At 72.6% G+C, this 21,885-nt stretch carries 17 protein-coding genes; 7 read left to right on the plus strand and 10 right to left on the minus strand.

Features of this window, described 5'->3' with window-relative positions:
- Window positions 1-6: 6 nt before the first annotated feature.
- The 3 genes from M1203_RS01200 to M1203_RS01210 form a co-directional block, all read right to left on the minus strand.
- Entirely contained in the window at window positions 7-2,490 is a 2,484-nt protein-coding gene (locus M1203_RS01200; RefSeq protein ID WP_249947543.1) for a PQQ-binding-like beta-propeller repeat protein, read from the minus strand.
- A 131-nt stretch (window positions 2,491-2,621) separates the two neighbouring features.
- Window positions 2,622-3,059 (minus strand): metalloregulator ArsR/SmtB family transcription factor, encoded by a 438-nt coding sequence (locus tag M1203_RS01205; protein ID WP_249947544.1) that lies wholly within the window; start codon window positions 3,057-3,059, stop codon window positions 2,622-2,624.
- Window positions 3,060-3,112: 53 nt separating this feature from the next.
- A complete protein-coding gene (locus tag M1203_RS01210) occupies window positions 3,113-3,625 on the minus strand; it encodes a hypothetical protein (RefSeq protein ID WP_249947545.1) in 513 nt (170 codons plus the stop codon).
- A gap of 323 nt (window positions 3,626-3,948) precedes the next feature.
- On the opposite strand from M1203_RS01210, the gene M1203_RS01215 reads away from it, so the two are divergent.
- The gene (locus M1203_RS01215; protein WP_249947546.1) at window positions 3,949-5,565 is read left to right on the plus strand and encodes a translation initiation factor 2; all 1,617 of its coding nucleotides are present in this window, start codon (window positions 3,949-3,951) and stop codon (window positions 5,563-5,565) included.
- A 14-nt stretch (window positions 5,566-5,579) separates the two neighbouring features.
- On the opposite strand, the gene M1203_RS01220 is transcribed toward M1203_RS01215, so the two are convergent.
- Window positions 5,580-7,604 (minus strand): hypothetical protein, encoded by a 2,025-nt coding sequence (locus tag M1203_RS01220; RefSeq protein ID WP_249947547.1) that lies wholly within the window; start codon window positions 7,602-7,604, stop codon window positions 5,580-5,582.
- A 211-nt stretch (window positions 7,605-7,815) separates the two neighbouring features.
- Between M1203_RS01220 and M1203_RS01225 the strand changes: the two genes are divergently transcribed.
- Both M1203_RS01225 and M1203_RS01230 read left to right on the plus strand, forming a co-directional pair.
- The gene (locus tag M1203_RS01225) at window positions 7,816-9,081 is read left to right on the plus strand and encodes an APC family permease (RefSeq protein ID WP_249947548.1); all 1,266 of its coding nucleotides are present in this window, start codon (window positions 7,816-7,818) and stop codon (window positions 9,079-9,081) included.
- 197 nt (window positions 9,082-9,278) lie between these two features.
- Window positions 9,279-9,965: a CBS domain-containing protein gene (locus tag M1203_RS01230; RefSeq protein WP_249947549.1), complete on the plus strand. Its 687-nt coding sequence runs from the start codon at window positions 9,279-9,281 to the stop codon at window positions 9,963-9,965.
- Here M1203_RS01230 and M1203_RS01235 read toward each other — a convergent pair.
- Window positions 9,944-10,714: an FAD:protein FMN transferase gene (locus M1203_RS01235; RefSeq protein ID WP_249947550.1), complete on the minus strand. Its 771-nt coding sequence runs from the start codon at window positions 10,712-10,714 to the stop codon at window positions 9,944-9,946. The genes M1203_RS01230 and M1203_RS01235 overlap by 22 nt on opposite strands.
- A 292-nt stretch (window positions 10,715-11,006) precedes the next feature.
- Here M1203_RS01235 and M1203_RS01240 point away from each other — a divergent pair, with 292 nt between their 5' ends.
- The 3 genes from M1203_RS01240 (at window position 11,007) to M1203_RS01250 (ending at window position 14,157) form a co-directional block, all read left to right on the plus strand.
- Window positions 11,007-11,741 carry a response regulator transcription factor gene (locus tag M1203_RS01240; RefSeq protein ID WP_283958038.1) on the plus strand — a complete coding sequence of 245 codons (735 nt, stop codon included), beginning with the start codon at window positions 11,007-11,009 and terminating at the stop codon, window positions 11,739-11,741.
- Window positions 11,741-13,249, plus strand: a complete 1,509-nt coding sequence (locus M1203_RS01245) for a HAMP domain-containing sensor histidine kinase (protein ID WP_249947551.1) — start codon at window positions 11,741-11,743, stop codon at window positions 13,247-13,249. Before M1203_RS01240 ends, M1203_RS01245 begins: the two co-directional genes overlap by 1 nt.
- Before the next feature lie 200 nt (window positions 13,250-13,449).
- Window positions 13,450-14,157, plus strand: coding sequence for a response regulator transcription factor (locus M1203_RS01250; RefSeq protein WP_249947552.1), 708 nt, complete (start codon window positions 13,450-13,452; stop codon window positions 14,155-14,157).
- 55 nt (window positions 14,158-14,212) lie between these two features.
- On the opposite strand, the gene M1203_RS01255 is transcribed toward M1203_RS01250, so the two are convergent.
- The 4 genes from M1203_RS01255 to M1203_RS01270 all read right to left on the minus strand — a co-directional run bounded on the left by M1203_RS01255 (window position 14,213) and on the right by M1203_RS01270 (window position 18,967).
- A complete protein-coding gene (locus tag M1203_RS01255) occupies window positions 14,213-15,949 on the minus strand; it encodes a GAF domain-containing protein (protein ID WP_249947553.1) in 1,737 nt (578 codons plus the stop codon).
- Window positions 15,950-16,136: 187 nt separating this feature from the next.
- Window positions 16,137-16,850, minus strand: coding sequence for a pyridoxamine 5'-phosphate oxidase family protein (locus tag M1203_RS01260; RefSeq protein ID WP_249947554.1), 714 nt, complete (start codon window positions 16,848-16,850; stop codon window positions 16,137-16,139).
- A gap of 108 nt (window positions 16,851-16,958) precedes the next feature.
- On the minus strand, window positions 16,959-17,570 hold the full coding sequence (locus tag M1203_RS01265; protein ID WP_249947555.1) for a hypothetical protein: 612 nt from the start codon (window positions 17,568-17,570) through the stop codon (window positions 16,959-16,961).
- 23 nt (window positions 17,571-17,593) lie between these two features.
- Entirely contained in the window at window positions 17,594-18,967 is a 1,374-nt protein-coding gene (locus tag M1203_RS01270; protein WP_249947556.1) for a phosphoribosyltransferase family protein, read from the minus strand.
- A 223-nt stretch (window positions 18,968-19,190) separates the two neighbouring features.
- On the opposite strand from M1203_RS01270, the gene ligD reads away from it, so the two are divergent.
- Window positions 19,191-20,198 (plus strand): non-homologous end-joining DNA ligase, encoded by a 1,008-nt coding sequence (ligD, locus tag M1203_RS01275; RefSeq protein WP_249947557.1) that lies wholly within the window; start codon window positions 19,191-19,193, stop codon window positions 20,196-20,198.
- Window positions 20,199-20,262: 64 nt separating this feature from the next.
- Here ligD and M1203_RS01280 read toward each other — a convergent pair whose 3' ends face one another.
- Window positions 20,263-21,717 (minus strand): MFS transporter, encoded by a 1,455-nt coding sequence (locus M1203_RS01280; protein ID WP_249947558.1) that lies wholly within the window; start codon window positions 21,715-21,717, stop codon window positions 20,263-20,265.
- Window positions 21,718-21,885: the final 168 nt, after the last annotated feature.

Genomic DNA, 21,885 nt, shown 5'->3' on the forward strand with positions numbered 1-21,885 from the left:
CCGACGTCAGCCTGTCCCGCCGTCCAGCCGGAACGCGCGGATGTCGGTCCCCCCGGAGACCGTGTACACGGCACCGCCGAGTGTCATCGGCCGGCTCTCACCGGCGTCCGCCGAGATCCCGCCCTTCGATCGCGCGGTCCACAGCGGACTGCCCGTGGTGGCGTTGAGCACCGCGACGCCACCCTTGCCCACGGGTACGAGCAGCCGGTTGCCGGGAGCGGTGGCGGGAGCGGCGAAGCCGACGCCCTTGGGGAACGCGCGGCGCCACATCAGCTTGCCCGTACGGAAGTCATAGGCGTACGCGGCCGTTTCGTCGGCGGCGTAGAAGACATCGTCGGCGAACGTGCCGGTGTGGAAGGTGCCTTCGACATCGATGGTGTCGAAGTTACTGTCCCGCGGCTCCTTCGGGTCGTACCGCACGATGTGGCGCGGTCCGTCGTCACCGTCCGCCACCAGGCAGTACACCGTGCCCGCGCGCACTTCGCACCGTAGGACGGAGCCCGTGAAGGTGATCTTCCAGAGCTGTTCGTCGCTTTCCGCCCCGTACCCCGCGGCGATGGTGCTGTCCCCGTACGCCTCGGTCGTGACGAGGACACCGTCCCCCGCCCACAGCGCCTGTCCCACGCCCGGCGAGGGACCGTCCACGGTCCATTTCTCCTTGCCGGTGGCCGCGTCGAGCGCCCTGAGCACTGTCGGCCGGCCTTGGGGGGCGTCGGCCATGAAGACCGTGTTCCGGCCGTCGTGGGCGGGGTTGGCGAACTGCGTGTAGTGCTTGGCCCAGCGCGGCTCGCCGTTGGTGGCGGCCAGTCCCGTGAGCCGCGCCTGGGCGCCGGAATACCGGACGGAGGTCCAGCCGATCACGGTGTCACCGCTGACACCGGCGATGCCCTGGTCCATGTAGCCGTGGCCGTCGGGGTAGTCCCTCTTCCACCCTTCGGCGCCGGTGGCGGGGTCGAGCCTGACCGCCTGGCGGTAGGAGGTGGCGCAGTAGACACCGCTGCTCGCCGCCGCACAACTGCTGGTGCCCAACTCGTAGACGCGCCCTTCGAGTGTGATCCGCGTCGTCCACTCGCGGAATCCGCCGGGCGGGTCGGGGACGGGACCGAGGGCGTCGGTTCTGGGCGAAGGGGAGGGCGTGGCGGAGTCGGAGGAACGGGGCGGGGCGGACCCGGCCGACTCACCCTTGTCGTCGGCCTCTCCTCCCTGGCCGCCGCCCTGACTCACGACCCACAGCGAGCCCGCCACGACGGCCGCCAGCGTGACGAGGGCGAGGGCGATACGCCGCCGGGACAAGGCGCCCGAGGGGCGTTCCGGGGTGGGCGGCTCGGGGGATGGGGCCGCCGCGGGCTCGGGCGAGGGCGCGAGACGGGTACCGGCCCGCGCGAAGGCGGCGAGTCGCGGCGCGGGGCCGGGCTCGGCGACCGGCGGAGCGGCGGGCCTGACGGCCTGTTGAACGGCCGGCTCGGTGACCGGCTGCGCGGAGGGCTCGGTGACCGGCGGAGCGGCGGGCCTGACGGCCTGTTGAACGGCAGGCTCGGTGACCGGCGGAGCCGAGGGTTCGGTGACCGGTCCGGACACCGGTCGGGCGGCCGGCTCGGACTCCCGCACCGGCGCGCTCGCGGTGGTGCCCTCCAACTGCGAACGCGCCTCGGGGCGTTCCTCGGGCGATACCTCGGGAAGCGCCTCGGGAAGCGCCTCCTCCGTCCGTTTGAGGAGGTCCCCCACCGTGGGGCGCTCGCTCGGGTCCTTCGACAGACAGGGGACGATCAACGCCCTTAGCTCGTCAGGGAGTCCGGCGAGGTCCGGCTCCTCGTGCGTGACCCGGTAGCCGCACACGAACGGGTCGGTCGCGTCAAAGGGGCCGTGCCCGGTCGCCGCGAACACCAGCACCGAACCCAGCGCGAAGACATCCGTGAACGGCCCCGTCGCCTCACCCGCGCGGAACTGCTCCGGCGCCATGAACGGCGGTGTGCCGACCACCAGACCGGTACGGGTGAGTGGATCGCTGTCCACCGCCCGGGAGATCCCGAAGTCGATGACGCGCAGCCCGTCCTCGGCGAGCAGCACATTGGCGGGCTTGAGATCACGGTGTACGAGACCGGTCCTGTGGATGTCGCGCAGCGCCTCCGCGAGACCGGCCGCGAGGATCCGTATCTCTCCCGGGGGCAGCGGACCGTCGTCCGCCACGCGCGCGTGCAACGTGCGCCCGGGCACGAACAGCGTGGCCAGCCAGGGTTGTTCGGCCTCCGGATCGGCGTCCACCACGGGCGCGGTGAAGGCCCCGCTCACGCGCCGCGCCGCGTCCACCTCGCGGCGGAACCTGACGCGGAACCCGTCGTCCTCGGCGAACTCGGGCCGGATCATCTTCACCGCGACCTGGCGTCCGGAGACGGACCGCCCGAGGTAGACGACGCCCATGCCACCCGCGCCGAGCCGCGACACGAGCCGGTACTCACCGACGGAGCGTGGATCGTCCCCCCGCAAGGTCACCACTGGCCCCCATGAGTCGTCGGCCGAGTCGTCGGCGCGGTAGCGAGGCCGGCGTGGCGGCCGGCCTCAAGCGAAACCACCCTACCGGGGGCGAGTCGGGCGAGGGCCGGGGCAAGCGCGCTCGTCCTCGCTCAGCTCCGCCTCGGGGCGGTGGCGGACCGTGCGGGCGCCGCCGCTGTCGTCGGTTCGGCCGGCTGCGGGACGCCGTCGGCGACGGCGACATCGCGCAGGCCGAGGCGCAGGTGCTCGACGTGGAACAGCGCCTGGTCGAGGAGTTCGGCGACGTGATGGTCGTACAGCGCGTAGATGATGGAGCGCCCCCGGCGCTCGCCGGTGACCAGGCCCAGATTGCGCAGCAGACGGAGCTGGTGCGAGCAGGCCGACTGCTCCATCCCGACCGCCTCGGCCAGCTCACCGACGGCGCAGGGTCCCTCCTGGAGACGAGCGAGGATATACAGCCTCGACGGGGTCGCCAGCGCCTGGAGGGTGGAGGCGACGTCGGCGGGCCCCGCGGCGTCAAGGCGCTCGCGAGCGCTGGCGCCGCTCCTGCCCTCTGTCCCATGACCCATGCGGGCCATTCTACCGACGACCGGCGCGCAGCCGCCGGGCCTCCGCGGCGGGCCTACGAGGTCACGCCGGGCGCCGGGGCGGTGGTGGGGGCGGACGGGAGCTGACCTCCGCCCGGCAGGCTCAGCGTCCCGCGCGCGGCGTCGATGAACTCCGACCGCGCGTGGTCGAGATCATCGGGCGAGGAATCGCCACGCAGGCGGTCGACCAGTCGCCGCGCCGCCCGGGAGACGTCCTCCGGTCCCTCCAAGAGCACCGCGACGAAGGCCCGTTGCAGGGCAGGGCGGTCGCCGGGCTGATCGTGGCCGGTCCGCCAGGACAGACCGACCACCTCCGCGGCTTCGAGGAACCGCACATACGTCTGCCGGCGAAGGTCGAGTACCCGTACCGCCCGCTGCTCTTCGAGGGTCGCCCGTACGGTGTCCAGCACCGCGTCCGCCTGCCGGTCCCCGGCGTGCCGTGCCGCCTCGGCCTGTCTGCCGCCCGCGGTGCGGGTGAACCACCCGGTGATGAGGCTGCCGACCAGTGCCGAGCCCGCCGCGATCAATGCGATTCCCCACTCACTCATGGGGCCACATTCTTCACACCGCCGCGGCTCCGCGCAGCGGGATCAGGACATCCCGCGCCGGCTCCAGCGGTGCCGGAGCCGGTCCGCGCGCGCCGACGGGTACGATCACGGCATGCCGCCGGACGCCGCTGACCGACCCCCCTCATCTGCGGAAACGGCGCGTGGGGCGACAACTCCCGGTCTAGGATTGGACAATCCATGCGACGGGCGACGGGCGACGGGCGACGGGCGACGGGCGACGGGCGACGGGCGACGGGCGACGGGCGACGGGCGACGTACTCTTCGCCGCGCGGTCGGCGAACGCCCTGCACCGGCTCCTCGACGTGCTCCCCGTCTTCGCCGGTGACGACCGGATCCGCCGGCTCTTCACCCTCGTCCCCGGCTCCGATTTCGATGTCGACGCGCTGGCCGCCATCGAACGGGTCCACGCCCGCAGCATCCCGTGGGACGAGGCGTGCCGACGCCCCTTCGATCTGATCCTCGCCGCCAGCCCGAAGGGCGATCTCGGTCTGCTGCATGGTGACCGCGTACTGCTTCCGCACGGAGCGGGGTTCAACAAGACCATCCGCGGCGAGGGCTCCGGCGACTCCGCCTCCGGTCTCGATCCGGCCTATGTGCTGCCGGGCGGTCGCCCCGTGTCCACCCTCTACGCGCTGGCCCACCCGAGCCAGGTCGCGCGACTGGCCGCCGTCAGCCCGTCCGCCGCGAGGCAGAGCGCGGTGGTCGGTGACCCCACCCTGGAACGGTTGCTCGCGTCCGTCTCCCACCGTGACCGCTTTCGCACGGCCCTCGGAACGGGCGACCGCAAGCTGATCGTCCTCACCTCCACCTGGGGCCCCGAATCGCTCCTCGCACGGCGCCCGGGACTACCCGCCGAGCTGGCGGTCCGGTTGCCCCAGGACCGCTACCAGCCCGCACTGATCGTGCATCCCAACGAACGCAGCCGGACAGGCGCCCTCGATCTCGTGGAACGCCTCGCCCCCGCCCTCGACGCCGGCCTGATCCTCGCCGGCCCGTACGAGGAGTGGGCCTCGGTGCTCGTCGCCGCCGACGCGGTCATCACCGATCACGGCTCCACGGCGCTGTACGCCGCCGCTCTGGACCGTACGGTGATCGCCGCGTACGACGGGGGCGACGAGCTGATCCCCGGCAGTCCGATGGCCGAACTCCTCGGCCAGGGCCCGCGCCTGGCACCGGCCGACCACCTCGACACCACGCTCGAAGCCACACTCGACGCCGCGCTCGACGCGCACCGTCCCGGCGCCACCCGCGCGTTCGCGGATGCCGCCTTCGCCGAGCGGGGCCGCGCGCTGGAGCGACTGCGCGAGGAGGTGTACGCGCTGCTCGGACTCGACCCGCCGGCCGAACCGGCAACCGCCCGCCCCCTTCCGCCACCCGCCCCGCCCGCCCGCGTACCGGCGGCCTTCGCGGTGCGCGTCCATATCAGCGGCACCGAGGTGCGGGTCGAGCGGTATCCCGCTCACACGGACGCGCCCGCGCATCACCTCGCCGCCGAGCACGGCACCGCCGGTGAGCGGCACGCGCAGAGCGCGGGGCTGCTCTACCGCCGGGCCCAGCCGCCCGGGGCCTCCCCGCACCGCGCCGTCCGGACGGTGGCCGGGTGGACCGCCGAGATTCTGGACAGCTATCCGGGGTGCCGCACCGCCTCGGCCGTCCTGTCAGTAGGGTCGCTCTGTGTGGTGCGCACCCGCGCCGGGGCACTGCTCACGGTCCGTATCTCCCCCTGCCGGGACGCCGATCGGATCGTGTACGCCGATCCGGCCGCTGTGCTGAGCGCCGTTCACGCGTGGCTGGCCGTACATCCCGTCCCGCCCGCCGCCGATGCCACCGCGGTCGAGATCGAGTGCCGGATCGGGGGACGGCTCTTCCCGGTCCGGCTCTCCCCCACCACTCCGGACGAGGCCGAACTCACGCTCTAGTGCCCCTCCCGGCACTAGACAAGGCCGTTCCGCCGCCGGATGACCCGCGCTTCCGCACGGTGTTCCCGTGCCTCGGCCGCGCGCCCCTCCTCCTCGGCCAGCAGCGCGAGCGCGTCCAGGATCCCCGCCTCGTCGTGGTCGGCGCCACGCTCCCGCGCACTGCCGAGCGCCGCCACGTACAGCTCGTGTGCCGCGCTGCCCCGGCCCAGACGGCGCAGTACACCCCCCAGCGCGAACCCGGTCCGCGCCGTGAGGCGTGCGCGCCCGAGCCGCCTCGCCAGCGCCTGCGCCTCTTCCAACAGCGCGGCGGCCCGCTCCAGTTGACCGAGCGCGGCGACGGCCTCGCCCAGCCGGTAGGTCTGGAGCATGACGCCGTACTCATTGCCGATCGCCCGGTGGACCTCGCGCGATGCCTCGAAATCGGCCGCCGCCGCGGCCCAGTCGCCACGCGCCGACCTGAGCATGCCGTGGAACTCGACGACCGACGCGCCCAGTTTGCGGTACCGGTCGGACTCGCCCAGGGACCGTACCGCGCTGAGCGCCTGTGCCAGCTCTCGCTCCGCCTCCGCGAACTCCCCCCGCTTCCACAGCGGGCGCGCCAGTTGGCAGCGCAGCCGTACGGTCAACGGAACGTGTCCGGCTCGCTGAGCCGCCGCCAGGGCGGTACGGAACGCCTCGATGCCATCCGTGTAGTGCGGGTGGTCGAGGTAGTGGGTCCACAGGGGTTCACCGAAGGCCGCGGCCTCGGTGTCGTACCCGCGCGCGTGGGCGAGGTCCACGCAGTCGTACAGCGCGTGACGCTCGGTCTCCAGCCAGCGGAACGCCCGTTCCTTCCTGGCTCCGCCGCCGGCCGCGTCGCCGGGTGCCGCGTCCGCCGCCGCGCCCTCGCCGTCCTCGAACCGGACATCAGGGGCGCCGGGGATGGGTCCGACCGGGTCCGCGAAGGTCATGCGCGTACCCGCCGCGTACCGGTCGGCGTGCTGTGCCTGCCGCAGGAGCCAGCGCACGATACGCAGCCGCCACTCGGCCCGCTCTTCCTCGGTGCTGTCCTCGGCCCTGCGCCTCGCGTGGGCGCGCACCAGCTCGGGCAGGCGTTTCCGGTCGTCGCCGGTGTCCGACACATCCCTGGTGTCGAGTAAGCCGGCCGTCTCCAGCTCCTCCAGCGCCCGGTCGGCGGCGTCGCGCCCCCGGCCCAGGATCGCTGTGGCCGCCTCGGGGGTGAAGGACGTCCCGGGGATGCTCGGCAGCATCCGGTAGAGCAGCGCCGCCTCGGGACCCAGCCCGCGATAGGCCGCGTCCCACAGCACCTCCACCATGGGGATCCCTTTCCCGTGCAGCTCGGCGGTGAGCTCGTCGATCAGCCGCGGCAGCGGACCGCGCCGGTGTTTGCGGATCCACCGGCCGGCGACATGAAGGGCGGCGGGCAGACCGCAGCAGAGTCGGATCAGCCTCTCGGCGGCCTCCGGTTCGGCGTCCAGCCGCGCGTCGCCCGCGATGCTCCGCAACAGCTCCATGGCATCGGGCGGATCCAGCGGGGGCAGAGCGAGATCGATCGCCGCGCCGTTCTCAAGGTCGTACAGCGGCCCGTGACTCGTGACGATCACCACGCTGTCGCCGGACGCGGGCAGCAGCGGTACGACCTCGGCCGCGTAGCGCGCGTTGTCGACGACGATGACGAGACTCCTGCCGTCCGTCTTCGTCCAGTACTGCTTGCACCGGGCCTTGAACGACGGCTTCAGCCACTCCGGTTCCACCCCGAGCGAACCGAGCAGATCCCCGAGGGCGTCGCCGACCTCCACCACGCCGCCACGCCTGAGGTCGTCGAGATCGACATAGAGGACCCCGTCCGGGTGGCGTGGCCGCAGCGTGCGGGCCAGCCGGAACGCCAGTTCCGTCTTCCCCGTGCCACCCAGCGCGCTCAGCGCGAACAGCAGCGGGCGGGACTCGCCGTCCCGCTCCGCGACAGCCGTGGCAGCCAGGGCCTGTTCGCGCCGCCGGCCGACGAAGTGCGCCACCGGCGGGGGGATCTGATACGTCATGGTCCATGTCTACCAGCCGCCCCGGCCGCGCCACGGCCCGATCGCGAACACCCGGATCCTGACCGGCGGAGTCGGGCCGGTTCAGTGGGGGCCACCGCATCGGGCGGCGACGCGGATGCCGCCGGTCGTCCCTGTCTCCGCTGCCGATATCGTGCGTGCGCCGACAGCCGGTGGAGGTGTGTCGTCCGATCAGCGTCGAGGAGCGAGAGTGATGAGTACGTCGGCGGGATCTGCCGGGGCGGGCGAGCTGAAGCGGCATCTGGGTGTGTTCGACGCCGTGGTGATCGGGCTCGGGGCGATGATCGGCGCGGGAATCTTCGCCGCGCTCGCGCCTGCCGCGTCGGCGGCCGGGTCCGGGCTGCTGCTGAGCCTGGCGGTGGCCGCGGTGGTGGCGTACTGCAACGCCACCTCCTCGGCGCGACTGGCCGCCCGCTACCCGAAGTCCGGGGGCACCTACGTCTACGGCCGCGAGCGCCTCGGTGACTTCTGGGGCTATCTGGCCGGCTGGGGCTTCGTGGTCGGCAAGACCGCCTCCTGCGCGGCGATGGCCCTGACGGTCGGCGCGTACGCGTGGCCCGGCCAGGCGCACGCGGTGGCGGTGGCCGCGGTGGTGGCGCTGACCGCGGTGAACTATGTCGGGGTACAGAAGTCCGCGTGGCTGACGCGGGGCATCGTCGCGGTCGTGCTGGCGGTCCTGGCCGCCGTGGTCACGGCCTGTCTGACCGGCGGCACGGCCGAGTCCGCGCGGCTTGACCTGGGCGCGGACGCCACCTTCGGCGGGGTGTTGCGGGCGGCGGGGCTGCTGTTCTTCGCCTTCGCGGGCTACGCGCGCGTCGCCACCCTCGGCGAGGAGGTACGCGACCCGGCCCGGACCATTCCCCGCGCGATCCCGCTCGCCCTGGGCATCACGCTGGCCGTCTACGCGGCCGTCGCCCTCGCGGTCCTTTCCGTGCTCGGTCCCGACGGCCTGGCCGGGGCCGCCGCGCCGCTGGACGCGGCGGTGCGGGCCGCCGGGGTCCCGGGGCTGGTGCCCGTGGTACGGGTCGGGGCCGCGGTGGCGGCGCTCGGCTCGCTGCTCGCGCTGATCCTCGGTGTCTCCCGTACCACGCTGGCCATGGCCCGCGACCGCCATCTGCCGCACGCCCTGGCCGCCGTCCACCCGCGCTTCGAGGTGCCGCACCGCGCCGAACTCGCGGTCGGCGCGGTCGTCGCCGTGCTGGCCGCCACGGTCGATGTGCGCGGCGCGATCGGTTTCTCGTCCTTCGGTGTGCTGGCCTACTACGCCGTGGCCAACGCCTCCGCCTGGACGCTCACCCCGGCCGAGGGGCGTCCCGCCAGGTTCGTGCCGGTCGTGGGCATGGCCGGCTGTCTGGGACTGGCCTTCGCCCTGCCTGCGGACTCGGTCCTCTGGGGAACGGTGGTGCTCGCGCTGGGCGCCGCCGCGTACGGCCTTCGCAAGGCGGCCTCCCGCCGCTGACCGGAGTCCGGGGATCCGCGGGCTCCGGCTCGGGTCCGCGGGCTCCGGCCCCGACCTCGGTCCGGGGCCGCTCGGACCGAGGTCAGGGCCGGTCAGCCCTTGGGGCGTCGCGCCCGATGGGCTCACGCTTGACCTGGGAGACGGCACGGCCTGCCCTCGACATGGCTGTGGCCGGATTCCGGAGCACAGGAGGGACCATGCACCACACGCCGCACCGGGTGAGCGAGGTGATGACGCGCCCCGTGGTCGCCGTGAGCCCGCGGGCCGGGTTCAAGGAGATCGTGGCGACCATGGCGCGGTGGAAAGTGAGCGCCGTGCCCGTGCTGGCGGGCGACGGCCGCGTGGTCGGGGTGGTCTCGGAAGCCGATCTGCTGCCCAAGGAGGAGTTCCGGGACGCGGACCCGAGCCGTCTGGAACAGATGCGCCGTCTCGACGATCTGCGGAAGGCCGGCGCGCTGACCGCCGAGGAGCTGATGAGCGTGCCGGCGATCACCGTCCACGAGGACGCCCCGCTGGCCCGGGCGGCGCGGACCATGATCCGGGGGAAGCTGAAGCGGCTGCCCGTCGTCGACGGCGAGGGCATGCTCCGGGGGATCGTCAGCCGTCGCGACCTGTTGAAGGTGTTCCTGCGGTCCGACGAGGACCTGGCCCAGGAGGTACGCACGGAGGTGGTCGAGCGCCTGTTCCTGGTGGCGGGCGAGGACGTACGGGTCGGCGTGGCGGACGGTGTCGTCACGCTGACGGGCCGCGTCGGCGACACCGCGCTGGTGCCGGTGGCGGCCCGTATGGTCCGGGCCGTCGAGGGGGTCGTCGACGTCGAATGCGATCTGGTGGGACCGGGCGCCCCGGCCACGGCACCGCCTCACGCGGGGGCGGGGCCCTGATGCCCGGATAACCCGGTGCGCGTGGCCGACGGCGCTTCGCCGGGGAATCCGCTGGTGCGCCATGTCCCGCCGTCCCGTGTCACCGCGAACCCCTCGTAGCCGTCGAGGGATTCCAGCCAGTCCCGCGCGCACTCCCCCATGGCGAAGGCCGCGACCGCGTACGCGTCGGTCATGGTGAGCCGGGCGCCGACCACCGTGACGGAGGCCGGGCCGTCCGCGGGCATGCCGTGGTGGGGGTTGAGGATATGGGCTCCGCGTTCCGTGTCGCCCGAGGTGGCGATGGCCAGGCCGCGGCCGGTGACGACGGTGCAGAGATCACCGGGGCGCAGCGGGTGCGGGATCCCGATGCGCCACGGGGAGCCGGGCGCCGCCTCGCCGCCGAGCTGCCGGTCCCCGCCGCCGGTGACCGAGGTGTTGTGCGCGCCCGCCTCACGCAGCATTCGCGAGGCGCGCTCGATGGACCACCCCTTGACCAGCCCCGACGGATCGAGGACACCGCCCGCGAGATGGCTGAACCAGCCGCCGGTGTGCCGTACGGCCCGCTTGCACAGGTTGAGGACTTCCCGTACTTCGGGGCAGCACTCGTCGAGTCCGATCTCACCGCGCGAGAGACGGCAGACGACGCTGTCGGGCCGGTACGTGGAGTACACCTCGTCGACGTGGTGCAGCCAGCGCACCGCCTCGCGCAGGGCGACCTCGATGGCGGGCGTGCGCGGGTCGCGGATGTCGAACGAGAAGACGGTGCCCATCGCGTGCTCGACATGGCGCCATCCGCCCTGCCCCGGCCGTGTGCCCGAACCGGAACCCGGACCCGAACCGGAACCCGGACCCGGACGTGGACCCGGACCCGGACGTGGACCCGGACCTGTCCCGTGGTTCACGCTGGTCATGGGTCCCTCTCCCTTTCCTTCGGTGGCCGCCCAGCCTGGCAACTCAACCTCTGAGGACCTTCTGAGCGCCGTCGCTCCAGGGTTATTCAGAGGAAACTCAGAGCGAGCCCTGAGCCACCCGCGCCGTAGCACGGGGGATGCTGTAGGGACCATGGACAACCACAGCCACCCGCCCCGTCTGTACGGCAGCGACGGCGGCCCGGTGCGGGTCCTCGTCGTCGACGACGAACCGGATCTCACCGAGGTCCTCACCGGCGTGCTGTCGGGCGAGGGCTGGGACGTGCGCTCCGCCGCCGACGGCGCGTCGGCCGTCGCCGTCGCCCGCGCGTTCCGTCCGCACGCCGTCATCCTGGACTGGATGCTGCCCGACATGGACGGTCTGGGGGTGCTGCACCGGCTGCGCGGGGAGCTGGAGCATGTGTGTGTGCTGTTCCTGACCGCGCGCGACTCCGTCGAGCAGCGGATCGCCGGGATCACCGCGGGCGGTGACGACTACGTGACCAAGCCCTTCAGCCTGGAGGAAGTGCTGGCCCGGCTGCGCGGGCTGCTGCGGCGGGCCGGGATGGCGCGCGAGACGAACGGTGAGCGGCTGCTGGTCGTGGGGGATCTGGTGATGGACGAGGAGGCCCGGGAGGTCACGCGGGGCGGCGATCTCGTCGAGCTGTCCCGCACGGAGTTCGAACTGCTCAGATTCCTGATGCGCAACCCCCGCAGAGTGCTGTCGAAGGCACAGATCCTCGACCGGGTCTGGTCCTACGATTTCGGTGGCCGCGCGCATGTCGTCGAGCTGTACATCAGCTATCTGCGCAAGAAGATCGATTCCGGGCGCCCCGCGATGATCCACACCGTGCGCGGCGTGGGGTACGTACTCAAGCCGGAGCCCTGATGGCGGCTCCCGCACGTCGGCTGCTGTCAGCCGTTTCCCTGCCGCCGCGTACGCTGCGCGGTCAGCTGACCGCCGGGCTCGTCGTGCTGCTCGCCCTCGCCTGTCTGATGGTGGGGGTCACCACGGCCTTCGCGCTCGAAGGCTTCCTCGTCCGCCGGCTCGACCAGCAGCTCTCCGCGTCCGGGGGGAAGTTCGCGGCGAGTCTGGAACACGAGGCGACCCCGGACCGCGACAACCGTCCCGATACCAGAGGCCAGTCGAAGGGCACATTCGGAGCCCGCCTGCTGCGGGGCACGACCACCCGGGCGGCCGTCGTCGGGAAGGAGGGCGACGTCTCGGAGGTACGGCTCACCTCGGGCGACCGGCTGGCGCTCGCCGAACTGCCCCTCGACGGAAAGGGTCATACGCTCCGGCTGTCCGCGCTGGGGCACTACCGGCTCGAAGCCGTCAAGGGCGACGAAGGCGATGTGCTGATCACCGGACTGCCGCTGCGCCCCGTCGAGGAAACCCTGCACCGGCTGGAGTGGGTGGAGGGAGCCGTCTTCGGCGCGGCCCTGATCGTCACGGGAACCCTGGCGGCGCTGTGGGTACGGCTGTCGCTGCGCCCGCTGCGCCGGGTGACCACCACCGCGGCGAATGTGGCCGAGCGCCCGCTCGCCAGCGGCGAGGTCGCCATGCCCGACCCCGTACCGGTCACGGATCCGGGCACCGAGGTGGGTCAGGTCGGAACGGCGCTCAACCGCATGCTCGGCCATGTCGGCAACGCCCTGGAGCGACGGCAGGCCAGTGAGGAGCGACTGCGCCACTTCGCCGCGGACGCCAGCCATGAACTCCGCACGCCCGTGGCCAACATCCGCGGCCACGCGGAGCTCGCGCTCCGGCACAAGGGTCCCGTACCGGCCGAGGTCGAGCGGGCGCTGGACCGTATCCAGTCCGAGTCGGTGCGGATGAGCCGCATGGTGGACGACCTGCTGCTGCTGGCCCGTATCGACGCGGGCCGGGCCCTTGAGCGCGAGCCCGTGGACCTCACCCGGCTGGTGCTCGACGCCACGGACGACGCGCGGGCCACCGGACCCGGCCATCGGTGGCTGCTCGATCTGCCGGAGGAGGCCGTGACCATCACGGGCGACGAGCACCGCCTGCACCAGGCCGTCGGCAACCTCCTCGCCAACGCCCGCTCGCACACACCCTCCGGTACGCGGGTCACCGTCCGGCTGGCGCACGACGAGGACGGCATCCGGCTGAGCGTGGCGGACGACGGCCCGGGCATCCCCGAAGAGCTCCAGCCCGAGATCTTCGGCCGATTCGTCCGCGCGGACGCCGGTCGCTCGCGCGCGGCGGGCAGCACGGGGCTGGGGCTCGCCATCGTGTACGCGGTGGTCTCCGCGCACGGCGGCACGGTCGGTGTGGAGAGCGCCCCCGGGCGCACCGTGTTCACGGTGACTCTGCCCGTGTCACCGCCCGCGACTCCCGGCGCGGAGGACCGTGAGCGTGACGCCGGCGCCTGACGGGCGAACGCGAGGCCGGTGCGACCGGGAAGGGACCCGGGAGAAGCGACCGGTAAGGGACCCCGGGAGCCCCATCGGACCTGGACGGCCCATGCGTGGGCCCCGTTCGGCCCTGGTCCGCCCGCCGGAGCCCGCGCCACGATGGTGGGGTGGCGCCACGATGGAGGGGGCGCGGGCCCACGACGGCGCGGAGGACTGGCATGGACGAGGCACGGGACTTCTCGGCGCGGAAGCCGATCCGGGTGTTTCTGCTCGACGATCACGAGGTCGTCCGGCGCGGGGTGCGGGATCTGCTCGACGCGGAGCCGGACATCGAGGTGGTCGGCGACGCGGGCTCGACGGACCACGCCCTGGCCAGGGGCCCGGCGCTCCGGCCCGACGTCGCCGTGCTCGACGTACGGCTGCCGGACGGTGACGGGATCACGGTCTGCCGGGAGCTGCGGTCGCGGATGCCCGGCCTGGCGTGTCTGATGCTCACGTCGTTCGATGACGACGACGCTCTGCTCGACGCGATCATGGCCGGGGCGGCGGGCTATGTGCTGAAGGAGATCAAGGGGTCGGATCTGGTGGACGCCGTGCGTACGGTCGCCTCGGGCCGGTCGATGCTCGACCCTGCCACGACGGCCCGGCTGATGAGCAGTCTGCGCGGCGAGGACGGGACGGAGGAGCGCCGGGAACCCGACGCGCTGGCCGGGCTGTCCCCTCGCGAGCGCGAGATCCTCGGGCTGATCGGCGAGGGGCTGACCAACCGGCAGATCGGCGAGCGGCTCTATCTCTCCGAGAAGACGGTCAAGAACCATATCTCGCGGCTGCTGTCCAAGCTCGGCGTCGAACGGCGGATCCAGGCCGCCGTCCTCGCCACCCACGCCGCCCCGCACTCCGCCGACCCCGCCCACGAAGGCCACTGAGCCCGCGCCCGTCCAGCGCGCCCCCGGATCCTCGGCAGGGGTCGACGGGCACGGTTCAGCAGGGGTCGACGGGCACGGTCCATACGAGGCGCGTGCCGCCACGGCCGGTGCCGCCCTGGTGACCACCCGCCTCGACCGTCATCCGGCCGCCCAGCGTCTCGGCTCTCCCGGCCAGGTTGTCCAGTCCGCTTCTGGGACAGTCCGGTGCGATGCCGATCCCGTTGTCGGAGACGGCCAGCGTCAGCCGGTGATCGCGGACGACGAGGGACACCTCCGCGCCGGTGGCGCGCGCGTGACGTGCGACATTGCTCAGCGCCTCGCCCAGGACGGCGACGACGTGGTCGGCGACGGCCGACGGCACATCCGTGTCGATGAGCCCCTCCATACGCAGCGACGGGGTGAAGCCGAGCGCGCGTACGGCCTGTTCGACCACGGCCGTGGCGCGGACCCGCAGCCCCTGCCGGGTACGCCCCGTGTCATGGGCGCGCAGACCGAAGATCGTCGAGCGGATGATCTTGATGGTCTCGTCGAGATCGTCCACGGCGCGCAGCAGCCGTTCGCGCGCCGCCGGATGGTCGACGAACCGCAGGGTGCTCTGCAGGGTCATGCCGGTGGCGAAGAGCCGCTGGATGGCCAGATCGTGCAGATCACGGGCGATCCGGTCGCGGTCCTCCAGCAGGGTGAGCTGTTCGGCCGAGCGCCGTCGCCCGGCGAGTTCCATCGCGAGCGCCGCCTGTCCCGCGAAGGCCAGCAGGGGCGCCGTCTCGGCCACGGTGAACGGGACCTTTCCACGGAGCCGGGCCAGCAGCAGCACCCCGCGCACATCGTCCCGGGCGACCATCGGCACCGCCACGGCGGGCCCCAGACCGCCCCACCGCGCGGGACCGGCGGCGCTCCGCGGATCCTTCTCGACGTCCACGCTGATCAGCGGCTGTCCCGCGTGCAGGGCGGCCCCCACGAACGAGCCCTTCCGCGGCAGCACCAGCCCGTTGTGCGCCTCGGCGTCGACTCCGGTGGCGAACGCGATCCGCAGCACGTCCCCGGTCTCGTCGGGCAGCGCCAGCGCCCCCAGGTCGACGGAGAGGATACGGCGCGCGTGATCGACGACCAGGGGGAGCACCTGGGTCTCGTCCGCTCCGGACAGCAGACCCGCGACGATCTCCGCGTTGGCCTCCAGCCAGTGCTGCCGGTCCCGGGCCTTCTCGTACAGCCGCGCGTTCTCGATGGCCACCCCGGCGGCCACGGCGAGGGTGGACAGGACGGTCTCGTCCTCGTCGTCGAAGTCCCTGCCGCCCCTCTTCTCGGTGAGGTAGAGGTTGCCGAACACGGTGTCACGCACTCTGATCGGCACGCCGAGGAACGAGTGCATGGGCGGATGGCTGGGCGGAAACCCGTACGACTCCGGGTGGTCCGAGATCTCGGAGAGCCGCAGGGACTCGGGGTGGCGGATCAGCTCGCCCAGGATTCCATGGCCCTCGGGCAGTCTGCCGATGGCGTCCATCTCGTCCGGTGTGAGGCCGACGGGCAGGAAGCGGGAGAGTGTCATCCCCTCGCCGATGACGCCGAGCGCGCCGTACTCGGCGTCCACGAGCACCACCGCGGCCTCCACGATGTGCCGCAGCACCTGTGACAGGTCCAGCTCGCGCCCGACCGAGAGTACGGCTTCGAGCAGGCTCTGCATCGACTGCGGCGTCCCGTGCTGGACAGCGTCGAGCTGGGCCTGCAACTCCTCCGGGAGGACGTCCAGCCGCCTCGGGGCACCATCGGCCCATCTGTTCCCGTCGTCGCCCACGGTCCCTCCGTCGCGGCCGGGCCTCGAACCGCTGACCGGCCGCACTTCCACCGTAAGGGCTGACCGGGGGGAAGGCGCGGACGAAGGGGCCAGGGCCGGGCTCGGGCAGCGGCCGAGGGCCGGGGGCAGCGGGCAGCGGGCAGCGGGCAGCGGGCAGCGGGCCGACGGGAGGGACCGGGCGGAAGGCTCAGACCCGGTGGCCGTGGTGCACCTGGATCCGGCGCCCGGTGACCTGCGTGGGGCTGATGGCGATCCACAGACCCCGGTCGCCCCCGGCCCAGGCGGTGGTGTGGGCCAGCTCCTCCAGCCGTCGCACCCGCTCGGGCTCGGTGACCGACTGTGCCGCACCGACCACCAGAACGCTCCAGCCCTGGCTGAACGCCTCGTCGATATGGTCCACCTCGAAGGCGACCTCGTGGCCGGCCGCCGCCGCCGGGGCGGCGTCGGGAGCGGTCCTGTACGCCACCAGCTCGCCGTCGACCGTGTAGTTCACGGGAAAGATCGCGGGCTCGCCTTCCCGCGTCACCGCCACTCTCCCCACCCCGTGGGTGGACAGCAGTGTCCGGGAGTCCTCGGCGCTCAGGGTGATCATCTCGGGGTGGTATCCGGCCCTGCCGATCCCGGGCGGGAGATCCGTCGTGGCGCCGGTCAGCTCCGGAACGGTGGTCTCCAGCGCGTCGGCGAGGCGCAGCAGGAAGCCGATTCCCGGCGCCGCGGGGTGCTCCTCCAGATACTGGATGTAGCCGGGTGCCGAGCCCGCCCGTACGGCCACGTCCTCGCGCGTCAGCCCCAGTTCCTGCCGCCGTGCCAGGACCCGCCGGCCCAGGTCGGCGCGGTGCGGGACAGGGTGCCCCGGCTGGAAACCCTCGTCCGTCGTGCTGTCCGTCGTCCTGTCCGTCATGGTGGCTCTCCCGGGGGTCGGTGGTGTTCCTCGTACGCCCGGCCTGTGGCACCGGGGGCTGTGCGCGTCGGGGGCCCGAACGGTCGCCAACGGTCGCCCGAGCGGTCGTCAACGGTCGCTCCGGTGCGACCACTTGGGCTCGACCTCGGCCCATTCCTTGTCCCACCGCGCGTCGAGCCGACGGTCGAGCGAGCGGTGGAACCCCACCGCCGCGCCGCTCACGAGTACGGCGGCCGTGCTCGCGGCCACGATCCCGGCGGTCACTCCGGAGGTGAGGCCCACGGACGAGTTCTCCGGGGGCAGGGTGATCCGGTCCGTCCGGTCCACCCAGACGCGGATGGCCGCACCTTTCTTCTGGCCCTCGACGACAAACGTCCTGCCGGTGTGTGTTCCGCTCCCGTCGGTCCAGGAGACCGGCGCGCTGCCCACCGCGCCTCCGGGGACCGCGCCCGGTACGAGACGGCTCGCGTTCGCGGTCAGATGCGCCGTGACCTGGTGCTTCCCCAGGTTCTGGGAGTGCACGACCCCTTGGTAGTGGTCATAGGTGAGGGTGCCCACGCCCCATCCCGCGAGCGGCAGGCCGATGATCAGTACGACGATCAGGAGCACATTGACGAAGACCCGCAGCCGGTCGGCCGGCCGACGCAGCGGATTGTCCTTCTTCCGGTGGTGTCCGGGCTTCCGGTGGTGTCCGGGGTCCCGTGGATCCGGCGTCCGCATGGTCCGGCCTCCTGAACTCGCGCTCAATGCCCCGCGCGCTGCGCACTCGGGGACAGATGTTCCGTGAGCCATGCACGGGCCAGATCCGCGACCGCTTCGAGAGCGCCCGGCTCCTCGAAGAGATGCGTCGCCCCCGGCACCACGTCGAGGCGGTGCTCGCAGTGCATACGCTCGGCGGCCCGGCGGTTCAGATCGAGCACCTGCGTATCGGCGCCGCCCACGATGAGCAGGGTGGGGGCCCGTACGTCGGCGAGCGCTTCGGCGGCCAGATCGGGACGGCCACCGCGGCAGACCACGGCCTTGATGTCCGCGTGCGGCTCCGCCGCGGACAGAAGCGCCGCCGCCGCGCCCGTACTGGCACCGAAGTAGCAGACCGGCGGGGCGTGTTCGGCTTCCAGCCACGCGGTGACCAGGGTGAGCCGGCGGGCCAGCAGCGGGATGTCGAAGACATTGGCCCTGTCGCGTTCCTCCTCGGGGGTGAGCAGGTCGAACAGCAGGGTGCCGAGGCCCGCCCGGTTCAGCCGCGCGGCCACCGACCGGTTGCGGGGGCTGTGCCGGCTGCTGCCGCTGCCGTGGGCGAAGACCACCACGCCCGGTGCGCCGTCCGGCAGTGTGAGATTTCCGGGCAGTACGCGGCCGTCGACGGTCATCTCGACTTCCCGTTCGAGGCCGGGTCCGACGGGCGGGACATCGTCCGTGCGGCCGCTTCCGGCCCCCGTACCCTCCGTACCCTCCATGCCGCTCTTCGTGGGGCCCCCGGAGGCGGCCAGGCGGTCGTTGAGCAGTTCGATGACCTCGGCGTCGCTGGTCTGCGAGAAGTCCGTGTACCACTGGCCGACCGACCCGAAGTAGTCCGGCGAGTACAGACACACCACCTCGTCGGCCTCCCCGCTCAGTTCCGCCACCGCTCCGGGCGGGGCCACGGGGATGGCGAGCACCACCTGGGCGGCACCGCGTGCCCGTGCCACCTGGCAGGCGGCGGAGGCGGTGGAGCCGGTGGCGATGCCGTCGTCGACGATCACCACCGTCCGCCCGGTGAGCGCGGTGGCCGGTCGCTCCGCGCGGTAGGCACGAAGGCGCCCTTCCAGCGCGGTCCGCTCGGTCAGTTCCACCGCGCCGCGCTCGCGCGGCCCGAGCCGGGCGGCCCGGACCACATCGTCGTTCAGGATGCGTACCCCGCCCTCGCCGATGGCGCCGAACCCGAGCTCGGGCCTGGACGGCACTCCCAGCTTGCGGACGGCGATGACATCCAGTGGCGCGCCGAGCACCCGGGCCACCTGGTACGCCACGGGGATCCCGCCGCGCGGCAGCCCCAGCACCACAGGGTCGTCGAGCCGCAGCCGTGCCACTTCTCCGGCGAGCTGTATACCGGCGGTCGTTCGGTCGGCGAAGCGCATGCCCGCCTCCTCTCCCGAAGCCCCGCTTCCACCGCACCACGCGGACCGTCCGCCCCGATAGGGGCCAAGAGACCCATGGCGGTGCCGTCCGGCCCTGTCCCCGGGTACGCGCGCTCGGGACCTGCGGTGACCGCGGTTGCCGACGGGGAAGCGCTCGCCGATGCTCGGACTCAGAGAAGACGCGGGTCGTCAGGGAAGAACGCGCAGGAGGAGGCGAGCGGTGATGGCCGGTCTCCTGGAGACGCTGCCGGCCGCCGAACGCCGGCGGCTGGCCGAGGCGCGGCCGGGCGTCGAGCTGGCGTCCCGGCCGATGCTGGCGACGCTGAGCGACCGCCGCGAGTTCGACGACGAGTGGATCTTCGAGCGCAAGCTCGACGGGGTCCGGGTGCTCGCGGTGCGGGACACGGGCGGGGTACGTCTGCTGTCGCGCAATGGGATACGGCTGAACAGCACCTATCCGGAGATCGTGGACGCCCTCGCCGCGCAGGACCGCGCCGACTTCACCGTGGACGGCGAGATCGTCGCCTTCGCCGACGGCCGTACCGACTTCGCCCTGCTCCAGAAGCGGATGGGGCTCTCCGACGCCCGTCGGGCCCGTGCCACCGGGGTCGCCGTCACCTACTGTCTCTTCGACCTCCTGAGGCTCGACGGCGTCGATGTCACCGGACTCCCCCTGCGCTCACGCAAATCCCTGCTCCGCAGAGCCCTGGTCCACCGCCCCCCGCTGCGCTTCATCACGCACCGCAACCACGGCGGCCAGGATTTGCTCGACGAGGCGTGCGCCCGGGGCTGGGAGGGGCTGATCGCCAAACGGGCCGCCGGCCGCTACCAGCCGCGCCGGTCCCCCGACTGGCTGAAGCTCAAGTGTCTGCGCGCCCAGGAGTTCGTCGTCGGGGGCTTCACGGAACCATCCGGTTCGCGCATCGGCTTCGGAGCGCTGCTCCTCGGGTACTACGACGGCGGCCGGCTGCGCTACGCGGGCAAGGCGGGTACGGGGTACGACCGCCGCACCCTGCTGGAGCTGCGGCGCCGGCTCGGTGAACTGGCCGTCGATCACTCGCCGTTCGCCGGCCCGGTCCGTGAGCGCGCCCCGCACTGGGCGCGCCCCTCGCTCGTCGCCGAGATCGAGTTCACCGAGTGGACACGGGACGGGATGCTGCGCCACCCCCGGTTCCGCGGACTGCGCGACGACAAGGATCCGGCCGAGGTGGTACGGGAGCGAGCCGCGTGACCGGCGAAGGCCGCTCACGCGCCCGGACCTGCCTCACGCGCCCGGCCCCGCCGCGCCCACCCGGTCATCTCACCGTCGACAGGGGCTCGGCGATGTCCTCCAGCGCCCGGCCCTCGGCCCGTACCGCGAGGAACGCCGCCACCAGCCCCGCGGCGCACATGAGTCCGGCGCCGATCCGGAAGGCGAGCGCCGTGTCCCCGACCACCCCCGACGCCGTGAGCTCAGCGAAGACCAGCGGGCCGCTGATGCCGCCCGCCGCCGTACCGAGCGCGTAGAAGAACGCGATCGCCATGGCGCGGGTCTCCATCGGGAAGATCTCGGAGACGGTGAGATAGGCGCTGCTCGCGCCCGCCGACGCGAAGAAGAGCACCACGCACCAGCAGGCGGTGAGGGTCGTCGCCGTCAGTGAACCGCGGTCGAAGAGCCACGCGGTGACGAAGAGCAGGACGCCCGACAGCAGATAGGTGCCGGAGATCATGATCCGGCGGCCGACCGTGTCGAAGAGCTTGCCGAGCAGCAGCGGACCGACGAAGTTGCCGGCGGCGATGACCGCGAAGTAGTAGCCCGTGTGTCCCGTCCCGACGTCGAAGAAGGTGGTCAGGATCGCGCCGAAGCCGAAGGTGATCGCGTTGTACAGGAACGCCTGCCCGATGAACAGCGACAGGCTCAGGACCGCCCGCTTGGGGTACCGCCGGAAGACCGTCCTGGCGATCAGGCCGAAGCCGACGCTCTCGCGCTCACGCATCGTGATCTCGCCGGCCGGCGGTGGGAGTTTCCCGTGTTTCTCCGCCTCGATGCTCCGTTCGACGGAATCGACCAGCTTCTCCGCCTCGTCGCCGTACCCGTGGATGAGCTGCCAGCGGGGGCTTTCCGGTACGTGCCGTCGTACGAGAAGGATGACCAGACCGAGGACGAAGCCGAGCCCGAAGGCGAGGCGCCACCCCAGGTTCTCCGGAAGGAGCTCGGTGTTCAGCATCACGATGGACAGCAGCGAACCACCCACGGCCCCCAGCCAGTAGCTGCCGTTGATGATCAGGTCGACACGTCCCCGGTAGGCGGACGGGATCAGCTCGTCGATGGCCGAGTTGATGGCCGCGTACTCGCCGCCGATGCCGAATCCGGTGAGGAAGCGGAAGAGGAAGAACCACCAGGCGTCGAAGGACAGCGCGGTCATCGCGGTCGCGCCGAGATAGACCGCGAGGGTCACCATGAACAGCTTCTTGCGGCCGTAGCGGTCGGTGAGCCGCCCGAAAAACAGCGCGCCCGTGCACGCGCCCGCCACATACAGGGCGGCGGCGACGCCCGTGACCTGTGCCGATGTGATCGCCAGACCGCTGCCCGGCTCGGACAGACGCCCGGCGACATTGCCGACGATCGTCACTTCGAGGCCGTCGAGGATCCAGACCGTGCCGAGACCGACCACGATCATCCAGTGCCAGCGCGACCAGGGCAGCCGGTCGAGCCGTGCGGGTACGGCCGTGGTGATGGTCCCCGGCTCCGGTGCGGCAGGCGGCGTCATCGCTTCCCTCCCGCCGTCGCGTACGTCCGTGCGCCGCGTCACGTACGTCGCACTGCACCACTATCCGACGGCTTTCCCCGTCGCGCCGGTTCTACCGGCGGACGGACAGCCAGCGCAGGGACGCCAGTCCGAGCCCGGTCATCATGCCCTCCAGCCTCGGGGTGCCGG

It is taken from the genome of Streptomyces sp. 35G-GA-8 (assembly GCF_023534745.1).
Lineage (GTDB): Bacteria > Actinomycetota > Actinomycetes > Streptomycetales > Streptomycetaceae > Streptomyces.